We start from the raw sequence: 16,654 nt of genomic DNA, 5'->3' as shown, positions 1-16,654 counted from the left end.
GGGTATAGTGATAATTTGGATTGAGAAGCTAAGTATTTGTTAAGAATAATCATATAAAGATAAGATACTCATAGAGGGTATCATTACATAGATATTTAATGCTATAATTGGTATACTCGTAAAAAGTATTTGTTTTTATAGGATGAAGAGAAACTTTAAGAAGGTGATAATATGGATCATAAAGAGAATGAAACAACGGCTATGCATAGATCAGAAAAAGAAAAAGAGCAAATTATAAATAGATTGAAGAGAATTGAAGGACAAGTTCGTGGTATTCAAAATATGATTGAAAATGATCGTTATTGTGTTGATATTCTAGTGCAAATTTCAGCGATCAATGCAGCGATGAAAAAAGTAGGAATGGGCGTCTTAAAAAATCATACAAATCATTGTGTTTCAGGAGCTATTAAAAACGGGAATGGTGACGAAGCGATTGAAGAATTAATGACCGTTTTTGAACGTTTTTCAAAAGCATAAAAACCAAGCTAGTATTTGACTAGCTTGGTTTTTATTCGTATATGGGGTAGGGACAGATGTTATAAAAATTGATGCGTGGAATAAAGAAAAAATAAAGGTTTTAGAAAAATTTTAAAATCATTATGCAAAACCATTGATTACCTTAGGGGGGTATGGTAAGATGTAGTTGTGATTAACAAACAATGAAGAAACAAGAGGAGGATTTTAAATGGAACAGTTAACATTAAAAGTTGAGGGTATGTCTTGTGGGCATTGTGTAAATTCTATTGAAAGTAATGTGAAAGAACTAAACGGCGTTGAGCAAGTAAAAGTTCAATTAGCAGAAGGAACTGTTGAAGTTACTATCGACTCATCAGTTGTAACGTTAAAAGATATCGTTGTTGTAATTGAAGATCAAGGCTATGACGTTCAATAATAATTTTTAATATGGAAATAAATCGTACTTTATATGGAGTACGATTTATTTTGCTAAAAATTATACCTTATAAGGGTATATAGAGGTGAGAGACATGAATGAACAAAAAGAGGCCAATCTCCAAATATCAGGCATGACATGTGCAGCATGTGCAAATAGAATTGAAAAAGGTCTTAAAAAAGTAGAAGGTGTGCAGGATGCAAATGTGAATTTTGCACTTGAAAAAACGAAAATTTTGTACGATCCAACTAAAACAAACCCGAAAGAATTTAAAGAAAAAGTTGAATCGTTAGGATATGGCATTGTAAGTGATAAAGCGGAGTTTACCGTTTCGGGAATGACATGCGCAGCGTGTGCGAATAAAGTGGAAAAGCGTTTAAATAAACTAGATGGTGTGAACAAGGCGACAGTAAATTTCGCTTTAGAATCAGCTACAGTAGACTTTAACCCTAATGAAATCAGTGTAAATGAGATGAAGAGTACAATCACAAAATTAGGATATAAATTAGAAGTGAAATCGGATGAGCAAGATTCATCAACAGATCACCGCTTAAAAGAAATTGAGCGACAAAAGAAGAAGTTTATTTTTTCGTTTATTTTATCATTTCCGTTATTGTGGGCAATGGTGAGTCATTTTTCATTTACATCTTTTATTTATTTACCTGATATGCTTATGAACCCATGGGTGCAGCTGGCTCTTGCAACTCCAGTACAGTTTATAATTGGAGGCCAGTTTTATATTGGTGCTTATAAAGCGTTACGCAATAAAAGTGCAAACATGGATGTTCTTGTGGCACTTGGAACGTCCGCAGCTTATTTCTATAGTATTTATTTAAGTATTCAATCAATTGGTTCTTCAGAACATATGACAGATTTATATTTTGAAACGAGCGCGGTACTTATTACTTTAATTATTTTAGGTAAATTATTTGAGGCGAAAGCAAAAGGGCGTTCATCAGAAGCTATTAAAAAGTTGATGGGATTACAAGCGAAAACTGCCACAGTTGTGCGAGATGGCACAGAAATGAAAATTTTAATCGAAGAAGTGGTAGCTGGTGATGTTGTCTATGTTAAACCTGGTGAAAAAATCCCAGTAGATGGAGAAATTGTAGAAGGAAAATCAGCGATAGATGAATCGATGTTAACAGGCGAGAGTATTCCAGTTGATAAAACAATTGGGGATGTAGTAATCGGTTCTACAATGAATAAAAATGGATTTTTAAAAGTTAAGGCAACTAAGGTAGGAAGAGACACTGCATTAGCTCAAATTATTAAAGTAGTGGAAGAGGCTCAAGGTTCGAAAGCTCCTATTCAAAGGGTAGCTGATCAAATTTCAGGTATTTTCGTACCTGTTGTAGTTGTGATTGCTATAATCACATTTGCGGTATGGATGATATTTGTTACACCTGGTGATTTTGGAGGAGCACTTGAGAAAATGATAGCAGTGCTTGTTATCGCTTGTCCATGTGCATTAGGTCTTGCAACACCTACATCTATTATGGCGGGATCAGGAAGATCAGCTGAATACGGTATTTTATTTAAAGGTGGAGAGCATTTAGAAGCGACGCACAGATTAGACACGATTATTTTAGATAAAACGGGTACAGTGACAAATGGAAAACCGGTATTAACTGATATAATTGTGGCAGATGGATTTGATGAGAAGGAAATATTAAAATTAGTTGGTGCAGCAGAAAGAAATTCTGAACATCCACTTGCAGAAGCAATTGTAGAAGGAATTAAAGAAAAGGGAATTGATATCTCAAGTTCAGAAACGTTTGAAGCAATTCCTGGCTTTGGTATTGAGTCGGTTGTAGAAGGGAAACAGTTATTAATTGGTACACGCCGATTAATGAAGAAGTTTAATATTGATATTGAAGAAGTTTCTAAAGCGATGGAAGAACTAGAGCGAGAAGGAAAAACGGCAATGCTTATAGCGATAGATAAGGAATATGCTGGAATTGTTGCTGTTGCAGATACTGTAAAGGATACTTCAAAAGCAGCAATTGCAAGACTTAAGAAAATGGGTCTAGATGTCGTTATGATTACAGGAGATAATACACAAACTGCTCAGGCAATTGCAAAGCAAGTTGGTATTGATCACGTAATTGCAGAAGTATTACCAGAAGGAAAAGCAGAAGAAGTGAAGAAACTTCAAGCTAGTGGTAAGAAAGTGGCTATGGTTGGAGATGGAATTAATGATGCTCCTGCTCTTGCTACAGCGGACATTGGAATGGCAATTGGAACAGGAACAGATGTAGCAATGGAAGCAGCGGATATTACGTTAATCCGTGGCGATTTAAATAGTATTGCTGATGCAATTTTCATGAGTAAAATGACGATTAGAAATATTAAGCAAAATTTATTCTGGGCATTAGCTTATAACGGCCTAGGAATTCCAATTGCGGCGCTCGGTTTCTTAGCTCCTTGGGTTGCAGGTGCAGCGATGGCGTTTAGTTCTGTATCAGTCGTATTAAATGCATTAAGATTGCAAAGAGTTAAATTGAAATCTTAAACACTTTCAGCTATAAAACGAATTTAATATGCTTTTTTACAATAAACAATACTTTGTATAAGTATTGTTTATTGTTCGTTTAGAAGGAAAGATCGATCTAATATAGAAAGAGCAGAAGTAGTGAATCTTATATAGTGGAAGAAACTGTTTCAAAAATAAACACGAAATAATTATCCGGATAACCGAAATAGAAGAGTTAGTTTGATAAGGAGTTTTGCATATGTTTAAAGATATTAAAATTAGAACATTCCAGAAAGAGGATTTAGAGCAAGTATTACAATTGTTCTATGAAACGGTTCATACGGTTAATGCACAAGATTATAATACGTTACAGCTACAGGCATGGGCACCAAAGCGACTAAATAGAGAAAGTTGGCTAAAGTCTTTAGAAAAGAATATTAGTTATGTAGCGGATAACAACGGTGTGATAGTTGGATTTGGGGATTATAATGATGAACATTACATAAATCGTTTGTTTACACATAAAGATTATCAAGGGAAAGGGATAGCTTCTTATATATTACAAAAGTTAGAAAAAGAAGTAATGAAGCTAGAACATAGGGATATATATACAGAGGCAAGTATTACAGCAAAACCTTTCTTTGAAAGTAAAGGTTATATTTGCATAAAGGAACAAAATAAGCAGCATAATGGTCAGATTTTTATTAATTATATAATGAAAAAAATAGCCTTCTCATAAATGAGAAGGCTATTTTTCATTATTTTACAGCTTCTTTTAGTTCTTTACCAGCTTTAAAAGCAGGTACTTTAGAAGCTGCGATTTGCATTTCTTCACCCGTTTGTGGGTTACGGCCTGTACGAGCAGCTCTTTCGCGAACTTCAAATGTACCGAATCCGATAAGTTGTACTTTTTCGCCAGCAGCTAAAGAGTTAGTGATTGATTCTACTACAGTTTGTAAAACTACAGTAGCTTCTTTTTGAGAAATTTCAGCTGATTGCGCTACGTTTTTGATTAATTCTGTTTTATTCATGTTTTCACCTCATATGTAAATAATGCTATTTAAGTTGTTATTATAACGTATAAAAGTTCAGAGAACAAGTGTACGCAGATATATTTACGAAAAAATTGAAATTCGTATCGTTTTTTCATGTTGTCACATCAATGTAACAAAAAGGTTTTAAAGTACATCTAGAGGTGAAAATATGAATACGCATCATGTAAAAAAAGAGCGGAAAAAATCAATCTTAAAGAAATTTATTATTAGTCTCATAAGTATATTAATGATTCCAATAAGCTTGTATTTCTATGCAACAGAAATAGAACGAAGATTAGTATCGGTCACGTGGAATGAAATAGAAGCTCCTACGATTCCTAAAGAGTTTAACAATAAAAAGATATTGCAATTCTCAGATGTGCATTTAGGGCCAGAGTTTACACTAAAGCAACTAGATAATTTGGTGGAGAAAATGAATGAGTTACGTCCAGATATAGTAGTTTTTACAGGGGATTTAATAGATAAGTTCGGATCTTATAATGAGGAAAGAGAAGAGGCGAAAGAAATTTTGAGGAAAATTCATGCTCCTCTCGGAAAGTATGCTGTGTTTGGGAATCATGATAGAGGCGGGGGCGGTAGTTTATTCTACAAAAGGTACATGGAGGAAGCGGGTTTTTTTGTTTTAGTAAATGACGTGCAGAAAATTAAAGTGGAAAATGGCAAGTATATTACAATATCAGGTTTGGATGATTTCTTATTAGGGAAACCACAAATAGACTCGACTTTAAAAAACTTAAGACAACAAGATTTCAATATGTTATTAGTACATGAGCCTGATGTTGTAGATAAAGTAGCTTGTTATCCAGTTGATTTTCAAATCTCAGGACATAGTCACGGAGGACAAGTTCAGATTCCTTTTGTAGGTCCTTTAATTACCACAAAATTAGCAGAGAAGTATGTTGAAGGAATGTATGAATTAGAAGGAAAGAGTAAGCCATTACATTTATATGTAAATCGCGGTATTGGGACGACGCGAATGCCTGTTAGATTTTGGAGTTTACCTGAATTTTCAGTTTTTGTATTGAAGCAAAGTAGTAACTAAAGTAGAACGTTTCATATTTTGGAGAATTAAGAGTACTTTTAAAGAAAGTTCTCTTTTTTTATTTATTAAATACAGAGTATTTTGTATTTTTGTTTAAGGTGTTAAAAAGAAAGGGGAATTTTTATGATAGAAACATGGCATAAAGAATTGGAAAGTTTATATAACCAAATGGTTTCGTGGCGAAGAGATTTTCATCAATACCCAGAGCTATCGTTTCAAGAAATAGAAACACCGAAAAAAATAGCTGAAATCTTAAAAAGTTTTCATATTGATGTGAAAACAGATGTCGGGGGAAGAGGGGTAATTGTTGTTTTTGGCACACATTTATCTTCTCAAATGCCTGTAGGAATTGTTGGGGCGAAAGCTGGAGCAATGATGGCCGCAGCTGATACTTTTGAAGTGAAGATTCAAGGGAGAGGCGGTCACGGCGGTATGCCGCATCATACTGTAGATGCCATTATCGTTGCAACACAAGTTATTAATCAATTGCAACTTTTAGTTAGTAGAAAAGTAGATCCGTTGCAATCTGCTGTAGTAACAGTTGGTACATTCCATGCTGGTCAAGCAGATAATATTATTGCGGATACTGCTACATTTACAGGGACAATTCGGACGTTAAATCCTGAAGTGAGAGAATTTATGGAGAAGGAATTTAAACGAGTTGTTGAGGGGATTTGTCAGTCTCTTCATGCTGAAGTTAATATTCAATATAAACGCGGTTATCCAATATTAATAAATCATTTAGATGAAACGAGTCATTTTATGGAGATTGCGAAACGTGATCTTGGAAGAGACAGAGTTATTGAAGTACCACCGATTATGGGTGGAGAAGATTTTGCATATTATTTAGAACATGTTCCAGGAGCATTTTTCTTTACAGATGCGGGTAATGAAGAAATAGGAACAACATACCAACATCATCATCCTCAATTTGATTTTGATGAACGTGCGATGTTGGTTGGTGGGAAGTTACTTTTAAGTCTCGTAAATAGTTATTTGAGAGATGGAAAAGAATCTCTTAAAACTTTAGATGTGAATACGACAGAGTAATTTGCATAAATAAAAAACAACAATAGGTTATTTGACACTCCCACCCTTAAAGGGGCAAGTTGACTAATGTCAGTGGGATTCTTGTTACCAAAGGAGAAGTCCATTTCTGGTATCGCTGACGTGCAAGATTGCGGTGTGCCATCACCACTCTCACGACAGACCATATAGGTTCGTGAGCTAGGTACTATCAGCATACCGTACAGATTCGTGTTCCGATGTTTTAGCGCCTTGTTCTTGACGTCACATATTATTTTACCTATAGCATGAATTCGGCTATCGAACTTCCTATGATATCTTGTTTTCGAAGAATGGTATATCCAATCATTGCTAGAAAAGATTCATATATAAGTAAAGAAACAAGTAATTACTATTAGCATAGTGAAAATAAACTTTTTTCTTGACTTTTTATATGAAGGAGAGCAAAATGATAAAAAAGGAAGGGGGGATGACGATGGAAGAGTACGTATTAGAGCTGTATAACCTGTTATATACGACAGAATGGCAAGATATTGTTTCGTTTCTCGGGATAGTATTTTGTATGAAGATTGTAATCGTATATATGGAAGAGCAAGGTATGTTCTATTCCTTCTCATCTCCGTTCGATTTGCAAAGAGAGCCGTTACTAAACTATGCCAATATAAATGATAAACAAATTCCTTTTGTTATATTCTTTATGATTCGTTTTATAACAGCGATTGTGAAGAGGAAAGAAAGTGATGAAGAAGAGTGCCACTTAACTTGTAAGATAGCTAACGTTTTTTAAGCTAAATACAAGGAGGAGATTTATATGTGGTTTCGATTTCTTATGATTGGTTTCTTTTCATTAACAGCAATTTCACTAATGGGATATCAAGTGTCTGAAATATATCAAGCGTATAGCAATACGTTTTTTAACAAAAACTAATTGCATTGCTATTTAAATAATAAAGCGATAAAATCCTTCTTAAGAAGTTTTATTAAGAAGGATTTTTTCTTTGCCTTGTCTTGCTGTGTCAAACTATTGTCACATTTACACTGTGAATAATATGTTAAAATAGTGAGGTTACGTATACATATTTGAAGGAAGAGGGAGTGACCATTTTGGTGGATCAATCAACAAATCAGAAAAGCTATGCTCCTATTGTGATAACGCTTTCTGTAATTGTAAATGCGATTATATTATTTTTGTTCTTTGGACCTGTTGGCTATGAAGGAGAAGTACATTTTGATGTAACAATTTTACCAATGTTAAATGCAATCTTTAATAGTTTTACGTTTGTATTTTTATTAGCAGCTTTATTCTCTATTATTAAAAAGAATGTAAAAATGCACCGTGGTTTTATCCTGGCAGCATTTACAACGACTTTACTATTTTGTGTTTCGTATTTATCGTACCATTACTTAGCACCAGCAACACATTTCGGTGGAGAAGGATTCATTAAATATGTGTATTTCATCATTTTAATTACACATATTATCCTTGCGGCGATTATTGTACCACTTGCATTGTTCGCACTAGTATTTGGTTTTACGAATCAATTAACACGTCACCGTAAAATTGTACGTTGGACGATGCCGATTTGGTTATATGTAAGTTTATCTGGTGTTATTGTTTACTTAATGATCTCGCCTTATTATCAATAAAAAATCTCAGCCTTTAAGGCTGGGATTTTTTTGTTAAGCAAATTTGTTTGTGAAATTAAAAAAGTGTGGTATACAAAAGTATAGTTGCTTTTCATAAGGAAGGGATGGTAAAGGTATATGCAAAATTTTGTATTTCGTAATCCAACAAAACTTATTTTTGGTAAAGAACAATTAGAGCAGTTAAAAACTGAAATTCCACAGTTCGGTAAAAAAGTTCTTCTCGTATATGGAGGAGGAAGTATTAAAAGAAACGGTATTTATGATAATGTAATTTCTATTTTAAAGGATATAAATGCGGAAGTGTTTGAGTTGACGGGTGTTGAACCGAATCCTCGTTTATCAACAGTAAAGAAAGGGATTCAAATTTGTAAAGACAATGGAGTCGAATTTATTTTAGCGGTTGGCGGAGGAAGTGTAATCGACTGTACGAAAGCGATTGCTGCGGGTAGTAAATATGATGGAGATGTATGGGATATTGTAACGAAAAAATCATTTGCTAGCGAGGCGTTACCGTTCGGTACTGTACTCACTCTTGCGGCAACAGGTTCTGAAATGAATGCAGGCTCTGTAATTACAAACTGGGAAACGAATGAAAAGTACGGCTGGGGCAGTCCAGTTACATTCCCTCAGTTTTCAATCTTAGATCCAGTTCATACTGCGTCTGTACCGAAAGATCAAACAATTTACGGTATGGTAGATATTATGTCGCACGTATTAGAACAATATTTCCATCATGGAACAAATACAGAACTACAAGATCGTTATTGTGAATCTGTTTTAAGAACAGTCATTGAAACAGCTCCTAAGCTTTTAAGTGATTTAGAAAATTATGAGCATAGGGAAACAATATTATATTGCGGAACGATGGCGTTAAACGGCATTTTAGCGATGGGAGTAAGAGGAGATTGGGCAACTCATAATATTGAGCATGCAGTTTCTGCTGTTCATGATATACCACATGGGGGTGGCCTTGCGATTTTATTCCCGAACTGGATGAAGCATGTTGTAGATGAAAATATAAGTCGTTTTAAACAGTTCGCTATTCGTGTATTCGATGTAGAAACAGATGGGAAGACCGATAAAGAGATTGCATTAGAGGGAATTGAGGCATTACGTCAATTTTGGACTTCGATTGAAGCGCCAGTAACATTAGCTGATTACGCTATTAGAGAAAGTGAAATTGACTTAATGGCGGATAAAGCGATGGCTTATGGTGAATTCGGTAACTTTAAAAAATTAAATAAAGATGATGTTCTTGCAATTTATAAAGCTTCTTTATAAGTGAAGCGAGAGAAGAAACCTATTTGATTGTTGTATCAAATAGGTTTCTTTTTTGTTGTTTATAACCGATTGTGATTGTTAATGATTATTTTTGGTTGTTTGTGGTTGATTTTTGTGATCGTTTTCATTATACTGTAATCAAAGAAGAGGTGAAGAAGATGTTAACTCCTGAACGTCATCAAATGATACTACAACTTGTAAAAGAACAAAAAGTGGTTAAATTACAGCAATTAGTGGAAAGAACAGAAAGCTCTGAGTCGACAATTCGTCGTGATTTAGCACAATTGGAAAAACAAAGGTTATTAAAAAGAGTTCATGGTGGTGCATCTGTTTTAACAGGAAAAGGACAGGAGCCCACGATGATTGAAAAATCATCCAAAAACATTCAAATAAAACAACAAATTGCCAAGTATGCGGCTAGTATTGTTGAACAAGGGGATTGCGTTTATTTAGATGCAGGAAGTACAACATTTGAAATGATTCCATTTTTAATAAACAAAGATGTTACTGTCGTAACGAATGGACTTATGCATATTGAAGCTTTAGTTGAAAATAATATTTGTGCGTATTTATTAGGCGGGATGATGAAGAGTAGGACGAAAGCTTTAATTGGTGCTATGGCACAGGAAAGTATGCAGAAGTATCGTTTTGATAAATGTTTTTTAGGAGCTAATGGTGTACATGAACAGTTAGGGTATACAACGCCAGATCCAGAAGAAGCACTCTTGAAACAAATGGCATTAACATTAGCGAACGAAGGGTATTTCTTAATTGATGAAAGTAAATTTTCAGAAGTTGCGTTTGCGAAAATTGCAAATGTTGAAGATGCAAGCATTATTACAAACCATTTAGAAATTGATTTAGAAAAATATAAAAGACAAACCAATGTAATTGAGGCTGATAAACAATGATCTATACAGTTACTTTAAACCCATCTATTGATTATGTAGTACAAGTTAATTCTTTCGATTTAGGAACAGTAAACCGAGCAGAGAAAGATATGAAGTTTCCTGGAGGAAAAGGGATTAATGTTTCTCGTGTTCTTCATCGTTTAGGTGTTGAAAATGTAGCGCTTGGATTTACGGGTGGATTTACTGGTCAATTTATTAAAGATGTATTGCATGGTGAAGGTGTAACAACGAACTTCGTCCAAGTAGATGGAGATTCTCGAATTAATGTGAAAATAAAAGGGCAAGAAGAAACAGAGTTAAATGGACAAGGTCCTATTGTGACAAATGAGCAATTTGAACAATTGATGAAAAAAATCGAAAGTATGCAATCTGGAGATTGTGTTGTACTAGCTGGAAGTGTACCTTCTTCTATTCCAACTACCTTTTATGAATCAATCGCAGCGTTTGGAGCCGAAAAAGGTATTCATGTAGTAGTAGATGCAAGTGGAAGTGCACTGCAGTATGTAACTAAAAATAAGCCATTTTTAATAAAGCCAAATCATCATGAACTTGGTGAGTTATTCGGGGTGGAGCTTTCAACAGTAGAAGCCATTTTACCGTATGGAAGAAAATTAATCGAACAAGGTGTAGAGCACGTTATCGTATCAATGGCAGGAGATGGAGCTTTATTATTTACGGCAGAAGGTATATATGAAGCAACTGTTCCAAAAGGTGTTGTAATTAATTCAGTTGGGGCAGGAGATTCCCTTGTTGCAGGATTTGTAGGTAAATATGAACAGACAAAAGATATTGAAAAAGCATTTCAATATGGTGTTGCAACGGGGAGTGCAACAGCATTTTCAGCAGATTTATGTACAAAGGAAAAAGTAGAAGAATTGTTGTCGCAAGTAGTTGTAGTTAAGCGATAGGGGGAAGCAACATATGAAAATTACAGAACTATTAAAAAGGGATACAGTCATTATGAATATGACAGCTTCAAATAAAGAAGCTGTCATAGATGAATTAGTTGAGAAATTAAATGGTGCTAATCGTTTAAATAATAAAGCTGAATTTAAAGAAGCTATTTTAAAGCGAGAGTCACAAAGTACAACAGGAATTGGTGAAGGTATTGCTATACCTCATGCGAAGACGAATGCCGTTAAACAACCATCGATTTGTTTTGGTAGAAGTGTAAGCGGTATCAACTATGAGTCGCTTGATGGACAGCCTGCACATTTATTCTTTATGATTGCTGCAAGTGAAGGGGCGAATAATACTCATTTAGAAACGTTGTCGCGTCTATCTACATTATTAATGGATGAAGGTTTTCGTAAACAATTATTAGAAGCAAAGGATGAAGAGGAACTTCTTCGTTTATTTGATGAAAAAGAGAATGAAAAAGAAGAAGTTGAAGTAGCAAAGCCAGAAGGGAATGAACCATACGTATTAGCTGTTACAGCTTGCCCAACTGGTATCGCTCACACATATATGGCTGCGGATAGTTTAAAAGCAAAAGCAGCAGAGTTAGGTATAGCCATTAAAGTTGAAACGAACGGATCAACAGGTATAAAGAACGGTTTAACGAAAGAGGACATTGAACGCGCAACAGCGATTATTGTTGCGGCAGATAAACAAGTAGAAATGAACCGTTTTGCTGGAAAACATGTCATTCAAGTGCCGGTTGCTGATGGCATTAGAAAAACTGAAATCCTTCTTAATCGAGCTGTAAAACAAGATGCACCAATCTTTAAGGGTGTAAAAAAGGATGGGGAGGCAGAAAGTGTAGAGAAAGAAAAAGGGCTGGGAATTTATAAGCATTTAATGAGCGGTGTAAGTAATATGCTGCCGTTCGTTGTTGGTGGTGGAATTTTAATTGCGCTAGCGTTTTCGGTTGGTGGTATTAAAGCAGAAGGACCTTTAGCTGAATTGTTCATGTCTATTGGAGGAGGAAAAACAGGTGCGTTTTTATTCCTTGTACCAATTTTAGCTGGATTTATCGCGAGTTCTATTGCTGATCGACCTGGTTTTATGCCTGGTGTTGTAGGTGGGTTTTTAGCAGCACAAGCGAATGCGGGATTTTTAGGTGGATTAATTGCTGGTTTCTTAGCTGGATATGTTGTTTTAGGATTGAAAAGATTATTTTCAGGATTACCAGTACAGTTAGAAGGAATTAAACCTGTGTTGTTATATCCAGTCTTTGGATTGTTGATTACAGGAGTTGTTATGCAAAAAGTAGTAAATCCGCCTGTAGTAGCATTAAATGAAATGTTAACAGGATGGTTAAATGGTTTGAGTGGTACGAATGCTATATTATTAGGCCTTATTCTAGGTGGTATGATGGCAATTGATATGGGGGGTCCAATTAATAAAGCTGCATTTACATTTGGTATTGCTGCAATAGAAGCAAAGAATTTTGGAGTGCACTCTGCTGTTATGGCTGGTGGTATGGTACCGCCACTTGCGATTGCATTAGCAACTACATTCTTTAAAACAAAATTTACAGAAGCGGAACGTAAATCTGGTTTAACAAATTATATTATGGGAGCGTCGTTTATTACAGAAGGTGCTATTCCATTTGCCGCTGCTGATCCGGTACGTGTAATTGTAAGTTGTGTTGTTGGTTCAAGTATCGCGGGTGCCTTATCTATGTTATTCCAAATTACATTGCCGGCACCGCATGGTGGATTGTTTGTTATTGCATTAGTGAATAAACCGTTGCTATATATTTTCTCTATATTAATTGGGACGATTGTTTCAGCTATTATGATAGGTGTTTGGAAGAAGAAAGTTAAATAAAAGATAAAAAGGGACAGCTAATAGGAGTTGTTCCTTTTTCGTTACAAAAAGTAATTAAATAATTGGATTATGATGGATTTTGGTAAAAGATGTAATGAAAAGTGATTTTTTTGTAACAAAAAAGTAATACTGTAATTTTTTCTGGAAAAAAATTCTTATACTAATGTGTGAGAAATATATGAAAACTATTGCTAATTTTGGTGGAAATACAATTCTTTAATATGGAAATTTATGTTACAAATCATTAATCGTTTATTACGAATGCTTTGTAATTGTGTGATTTTCGAAATTCTACAAAAAACTGTTGCTATAATGAGAACACGAAAACAAAGCAAATGGAGGCTATTCATGAAAAAATTATTAGGTATAGCAACAGCAGCAGTTTTTGGTCTTGGGATTTTTGCAGGTTCTGCTAAAGCGGAAACGATTGTAACAACAGATGTATTAAACGTTAGAGAAAACCCAACTGTAGAATCAAATCTTGTAGGTAAAATGTTAAGTGGAAATAAATTAGATGTTATAAATACAGAAAACGGATGGTCCAAAATTAAATTAGATGGCAAAGAAGCGTTTGTAAGTGCTGAGTTTACGAAAAGTTCTTATTATGTAACAGCAAACGTATTAAACGTTCGTGCTGGAGCGAATACTGATTCAGAAATTCTTGGCACGCTTAAAAAAGATGACTTGATTGAAACGACAAATCAAGTACAAAACGAATGGTTACAATTCGAATATGGTGGGAAAGCGGCGTATGTTCACGTACCATTTTTAACAGGTACAGCACCTGTTATTGAAAGAAAAGAAGTTCCAGCTCAAGATGAAGCGCCAACTAAGGAGAAAACGGCGGTTAAAAATGATACATCAGTTAAGGAGAAAACTCCGGCTAAAAATGATACGGCAGTTAACGGAAAAGAATCTGTTAAAAGTGGAGCATCAAGTAAACCAGTAGCACAAGCTAAGCCAGCAGCTAAGCCAGTGGCGAAATCTACTGAAACAAGTGCACCTGCTGGTGGCCGTGAAATAACAGTAGAAGCGACAGCTTACACAGCCAATCCGAGTGAAAATGGCACATATGGTGGTCGTGTGTTAACTGCGATGGGGCATGATTTAACAGCGAATCCAAATATGAAGGTTATTGCTGTTGATCCGAAAGTAATTCCTCTTGGATCAAAAGTGTGGGTGGAGGGATATGGAGAAGCAATTGCTGGAGATACTGGTGGCGCGATTAAAGGAAACCGTATTGACGTTTTAGTTGGTTCAGATGGCACTGCTGATAGTTGGGGTCGTAAATCCGTTAAAGTGAAAGTTATAAAATAATTTATTAAAATAAAAAACGGCTGCTTGAAAATGTCTAAGCGGCCGCTTTTTTTATATAAGAATTATTGAAAAGGGTAAATTGTTTTACCTGTAATAATTTTATACGCGGTGCAAAATTGAGTTTGCATATACTCTGTATTTTTATTTTCTGGATGTAACGCTGTTTCTTGAAGAGTAGAATGAAAGGAACGTAGTAAACAATTTAGTGCGAAATATAATTCTTCTTGTGAACAATTTTGTTCTTTTGTAGCGGTAGCTAAAATAAGGTCTTTTATTAATAATGGAAAATCGATAGTCGCTTGTTTCATAGTCACTGCACCCTCTCCCGAGCTATTTTTTATCATGTATATGCAGAATTGGACAAGCTATGCTCTTTTTTTATGTATAATTTCATGTACTAGATTCAAAGAACTTGCAATCATGCCGTTAAAATTGGTAAGATTGGGTATAATCAATAGATGGAGTATATTACATAAAGAGAGTTGAATGATATGGGAGAAGTGCAACGTGAAAAAGTTGCTGTCATCATTGGGCCAACTGCTGTCGGGAAGACGAAATTAAGTATCGATCTTGCAAAAGCGTTGAATGGTGAGGTTATTAGTGGTGATTCCATGCAAATTTATCGTACGATGGATATCGGGACTGCAAAGGTGACGACAGATGAGATGGACGGAATTCCGCATTATATGATTGATATAAAAGATCCGGAAGATTCATTTTCTGTGGCGGAATTTCAAGAACGTGTCCGTAAGTGCATTCGAGAAATTACTGAGCGCGGGAAATTACCAATTATTGTTGGTGGAACCGGTCTCTATATACAATCTGTTCTATTCGATTACCAGTTTACAGATGAGGCTGGGGACGCTACATACCGAGAACAGATGGAAAAATTAGCATTAGAACGCGGTGTGGAATATATACATAAAAAGTTGCAAGAAGTAGATCCAGAAAGTGCGGAGCGTATTCATGCCAATAATGTAAGGCGTGTTATTCGGGCGTTAGAAATTTTTCACACGACGGGTGAAAAAATGAGTAACCAGCTCGAAAAACAAGAAAATGAGTTACTGTACGATGTTTCATTAATTGGCTTGACAATGGATCGAGAAATGCTATACGATCGCATTAACTTACGTGTTAACCTAATGATTGAACAAGGTTTATTAGAAGAAGTAAAAGGTCTACATGAAAGAGGAGTGCGAGATTGTCAATCTATTCAAGCGATTGGTTATAAAGAGATATATGATTATTTTGAGAATCGTGTATCTTTAGAAGAAGCGGTATCACAATTAAAGACGAATTCACGCCGTTATGCAAAACGTCAATTAACGTGGTTCCGTAATAAGATGGATGTCGCGTGGTTCGATGTTACTGATGGTGAAAAAACGTCAGAAATTTTACGATACATAGAAGGAAAGCTACAACTAAAGTCGAATAATAGTAAGTAGAGAAAAAGAGGAGGATTCGACATGAAGCAATCAATCAATATTCAAGATCAGTTTTTAAATCAACTCCGTAAAGAGAATACGTTCGTTACGCTGTACTTATTAAATGGTTTCCAGCTTCGTGGATTAATTAAAGGATTTGATAATTTTACAGTCCTGCTGGAAACAGAAGGTAAGCAACAGCTTATTTATAAACATGCAATTTCTACATTTGTACCACAAAAAAATGTTTCGATTGAATTAGAGTAGTAATGAATTATTGTACATAACAAAAAAAGAGCGAGTTTCTCGCTCTTTTTTTATTTGTCATAAACAATAAATAGTGAAATTTAAGCGATTCTAAATACAGTAAGTCGGATGTTAGTGTTGCCTGTTTCGGGAATTGTAATTTCGCTAAGGGTAGATTTGACAGAAATATTTGTGCTAGCTGCTAACGTTTCAATTGTAGTAAATGAAAGTGAGTCGCCTATTAGATTTGAAGAGAAGTTGTCAGTTGCGACTGCTCCATTTATTGAAATTCCTACTCCGAGCGGAGCACATCCTGGTGCAGTTGTAGAGATGGATACGCTAATTACATAAATACCAGCGTTGATAACAGTAACTGTATCTGTGCCGTTGAAGATAATATTGTTTGCGTTAAATACTGTATGAAAAATGAAGTTGTTAAATTGGAGTACAGTTTGTTGGATGTTGTTTGTTACAACGATTGTCGCTACTGGGAAGCTAGGTCCAGTAGGTCCGGTAACTCCTATACCAGTAGCACCCGTGTTACCTTGAACACCTTGAGGTC

Annotated in this window: 18 protein-coding genes; 15 read left to right on the top strand and 3 right to left on the bottom strand. The window is 35.2% G+C overall.

The features are described from left to right. The first annotated feature begins 171 nt into the window (after positions 1-171). The 4 genes from V7038_RS23855 to V7038_RS23840 all read left to right on the top strand — a co-directional run bounded on the left by V7038_RS23855 (position 172) and on the right by V7038_RS23840 (position 4,107). Positions 172-477, top strand: coding sequence for a metal-sensing transcriptional repressor (locus tag V7038_RS23855; protein WP_002111279.1), 306 nt, complete (start codon positions 172-174; stop codon positions 475-477). Positions 478-685: 208 nt separating this feature from the next. Further along, positions 686-892 carry a copper chaperone CopZ gene (copZ, locus tag V7038_RS23850; RefSeq protein ID WP_002111278.1) on the top strand — a complete coding sequence of 69 codons (207 nt, stop codon included), beginning with the start codon at positions 686-688 and terminating at the stop codon, positions 890-892. A 94-nt stretch (positions 893-986) separates the two neighbouring features. Continuing rightward, positions 987-3,407 (top strand): heavy metal translocating P-type ATPase, encoded by a 2,421-nt coding sequence (locus V7038_RS23845; RefSeq protein ID WP_199692795.1) that lies wholly within the window; start codon positions 987-989, stop codon positions 3,405-3,407. Between the two features lie 220 nt (positions 3,408-3,627). Further along, entirely contained in the window at positions 3,628-4,107 is a 480-nt protein-coding gene (locus V7038_RS23840; protein ID WP_002160820.1) for a GNAT family N-acetyltransferase, read from the top strand. Positions 4,108-4,126: 19 nt separating this feature from the next. On the opposite strand, the gene V7038_RS23835 is transcribed toward V7038_RS23840, so the two are convergent. Beyond that, positions 4,127-4,399, bottom strand: coding sequence for an HU family DNA-binding protein (locus V7038_RS23835; RefSeq protein ID WP_002111275.1), 273 nt, complete (start codon positions 4,397-4,399; stop codon positions 4,127-4,129). A 172-nt stretch (positions 4,400-4,571) separates the two neighbouring features. Between V7038_RS23835 and V7038_RS23830 the strand changes: the two genes are divergently transcribed. The 9 genes from V7038_RS23830 to entD all read left to right on the top strand — a co-directional run bounded on the left by V7038_RS23830 (position 4,572) and on the right by entD (position 14,422). Beyond that, on the top strand, positions 4,572-5,465 hold the full coding sequence (locus V7038_RS23830; RefSeq protein ID WP_070139846.1) for a metallophosphoesterase: 894 nt from the start codon (positions 4,572-4,574) through the stop codon (positions 5,463-5,465). 123 nt (positions 5,466-5,588) lie between these two features. Next, on the top strand, positions 5,589-6,515 hold the full coding sequence (locus V7038_RS23825) for a M20 metallopeptidase family protein (protein ID WP_335695732.1): 927 nt from the start codon (positions 5,589-5,591) through the stop codon (positions 6,513-6,515). 424 nt (positions 6,516-6,939) lie between these two features. Continuing rightward, positions 6,940-7,278, top strand: coding sequence for a hypothetical protein (locus V7038_RS23820; protein WP_002111271.1), 339 nt, complete (start codon positions 6,940-6,942; stop codon positions 7,276-7,278). Positions 7,279-7,595: 317 nt separating this feature from the next. After that, entirely contained in the window at positions 7,596-8,138 is a 543-nt protein-coding gene (locus V7038_RS23815) for a DUF420 domain-containing protein (RefSeq protein WP_000228315.1), read from the top strand. 117 nt (positions 8,139-8,255) lie between these two features. Further along, complete coding sequence (locus V7038_RS23810) at positions 8,256-9,419, top strand: iron-containing alcohol dehydrogenase (RefSeq protein ID WP_033714014.1); 1,164 nt, start codon at positions 8,256-8,258, stop codon at positions 9,417-9,419. A 158-nt stretch (positions 9,420-9,577) separates the two neighbouring features. Next, positions 9,578-10,330, top strand: coding sequence for a DeoR/GlpR family DNA-binding transcription regulator (locus V7038_RS23805; RefSeq protein ID WP_002111269.1), 753 nt, complete (start codon positions 9,578-9,580; stop codon positions 10,328-10,330). Further along, positions 10,327-11,238 (top strand): 1-phosphofructokinase, encoded by a 912-nt coding sequence (gene pfkB, locus V7038_RS23800; RefSeq protein WP_002111268.1) that lies wholly within the window; start codon positions 10,327-10,329, stop codon positions 11,236-11,238. The genes V7038_RS23805 and pfkB overlap by 4 nt, the downstream gene beginning before the upstream one ends. A 13-nt stretch (positions 11,239-11,251) precedes the next feature. After that, positions 11,252-13,105: a PTS fructose transporter subunit IIABC gene (locus V7038_RS23795; protein WP_002111267.1), complete on the top strand. Its 1,854-nt coding sequence runs from the start codon at positions 11,252-11,254 to the stop codon at positions 13,103-13,105. A 348-nt stretch (positions 13,106-13,453) separates the two neighbouring features. Beyond that, positions 13,454-14,422, top strand: coding sequence for a cell wall-binding protein EntD (gene entD / locus V7038_RS23790; RefSeq protein ID WP_199692794.1), 969 nt, complete (start codon positions 13,454-13,456; stop codon positions 14,420-14,422). A 62-nt stretch (positions 14,423-14,484) separates the two neighbouring features. Here the strand turns inward: entD and V7038_RS23785 are convergent, their stop codons facing one another. Further along, a complete protein-coding gene (locus V7038_RS23785; RefSeq protein ID WP_002199601.1) occupies positions 14,485-14,730 on the bottom strand; it encodes a hypothetical protein in 246 nt (81 codons plus the stop codon). Between the two features lie 183 nt (positions 14,731-14,913). On the opposite strand from V7038_RS23785, the gene miaA reads away from it, so the two are divergent. Further along, positions 14,914-15,867, top strand: coding sequence for a tRNA (adenosine(37)-N6)-dimethylallyltransferase MiaA (miaA, locus tag V7038_RS23780; protein ID WP_199692793.1), 954 nt, complete (start codon positions 14,914-14,916; stop codon positions 15,865-15,867). Between the two features lie 21 nt (positions 15,868-15,888). After that, on the top strand, positions 15,889-16,113 hold the full coding sequence (gene hfq, locus V7038_RS23775) for an RNA chaperone Hfq (RefSeq protein WP_000813896.1): 225 nt from the start codon (positions 15,889-15,891) through the stop codon (positions 16,111-16,113). An 80-nt stretch (positions 16,114-16,193) separates the two neighbouring features. On the opposite strand, the gene V7038_RS23770 is transcribed toward hfq, so the two are convergent. Continuing rightward, positions 16,194-16,654: Gly-Xaa-Xaa repeat protein (locus tag V7038_RS23770; protein WP_335695731.1), on the bottom strand; the 461-nt coding region annotated here is incomplete at its 5' end.

This window comes from Bacillus sp. JJ783 (assembly GCF_036963225.1).
Lineage (GTDB): Bacteria > Bacillota > Bacilli > Bacillales > Bacillaceae_G > Bacillus_A > Bacillus_A cereus_U.
This window is presented reverse-complemented; position numbering and strand designations above follow the sequence as displayed.

What these genes read in the sequence shown, in the direction of transcription:
- V7038_RS23840 (WP_002160820.1), top strand. Translation starts at nt 3,628, where the DNA reads ATGTTTAAAGATATTAAAATTAGAACATTCCAGAAAGAGGATTTAGAG.
- V7038_RS23830 (WP_070139846.1), top strand. Translation starts at nt 4,572, where the DNA reads ATGAATACGCATCATGTAAAAAAAGAGCGGAAAAAATCAATCTTAAAG.
- V7038_RS23855 (WP_002111279.1), top strand. Translation starts at nt 172, where the DNA reads ATGGATCATAAAGAGAATGAAACAACGGCTATGCATAGATCAGAAAAA.
- V7038_RS23835 (WP_002111275.1), bottom strand. Translation starts at nt 4,399, where the DNA reads ATGAATAAAACAGAATTAATCAAAAACGTAGCGCAATCAGCTGAAATT.
- V7038_RS23805 (WP_002111269.1), top strand. Translation starts at nt 9,578, where the DNA reads ATGTTAACTCCTGAACGTCATCAAATGATACTACAACTTGTAAAAGAA.
- V7038_RS23845 (WP_199692795.1), top strand. Translation starts at nt 987, where the DNA reads ATGAATGAACAAAAAGAGGCCAATCTCCAAATATCAGGCATGACATGT.
- entD (WP_199692794.1), top strand. Translation starts at nt 13,454, where the DNA reads ATGAAAAAATTATTAGGTATAGCAACAGCAGCAGTTTTTGGTCTTGGG.
- copZ (WP_002111278.1), top strand. Translation starts at nt 686, where the DNA reads ATGGAACAGTTAACATTAAAAGTTGAGGGTATGTCTTGTGGGCATTGT.
- V7038_RS23795 (WP_002111267.1), top strand. Translation starts at nt 11,252, where the DNA reads ATGAAAATTACAGAACTATTAAAAAGGGATACAGTCATTATGAATATG.
- V7038_RS23820 (WP_002111271.1), top strand. Translation starts at nt 6,940, where the DNA reads ATGATAAAAAAGGAAGGGGGGATGACGATGGAAGAGTACGTATTAGAG.
- V7038_RS23785 (WP_002199601.1), bottom strand. Translation starts at nt 14,730, where the DNA reads ATGAAACAAGCGACTATCGATTTTCCATTATTAATAAAAGACCTTATT.
- hfq (WP_000813896.1), top strand. Translation starts at nt 15,889, where the DNA reads ATGAAGCAATCAATCAATATTCAAGATCAGTTTTTAAATCAACTCCGT.
- pfkB (WP_002111268.1), top strand. Translation starts at nt 10,327, where the DNA reads ATGATCTATACAGTTACTTTAAACCCATCTATTGATTATGTAGTACAA.
- V7038_RS23825 (WP_335695732.1), top strand. Translation starts at nt 5,589, where the DNA reads ATGATAGAAACATGGCATAAAGAATTGGAAAGTTTATATAACCAAATG.
- V7038_RS23810 (WP_033714014.1), top strand. Translation starts at nt 8,256, where the DNA reads ATGCAAAATTTTGTATTTCGTAATCCAACAAAACTTATTTTTGGTAAA.
- miaA (WP_199692793.1), top strand. Translation starts at nt 14,914, where the DNA reads ATGGGAGAAGTGCAACGTGAAAAAGTTGCTGTCATCATTGGGCCAACT.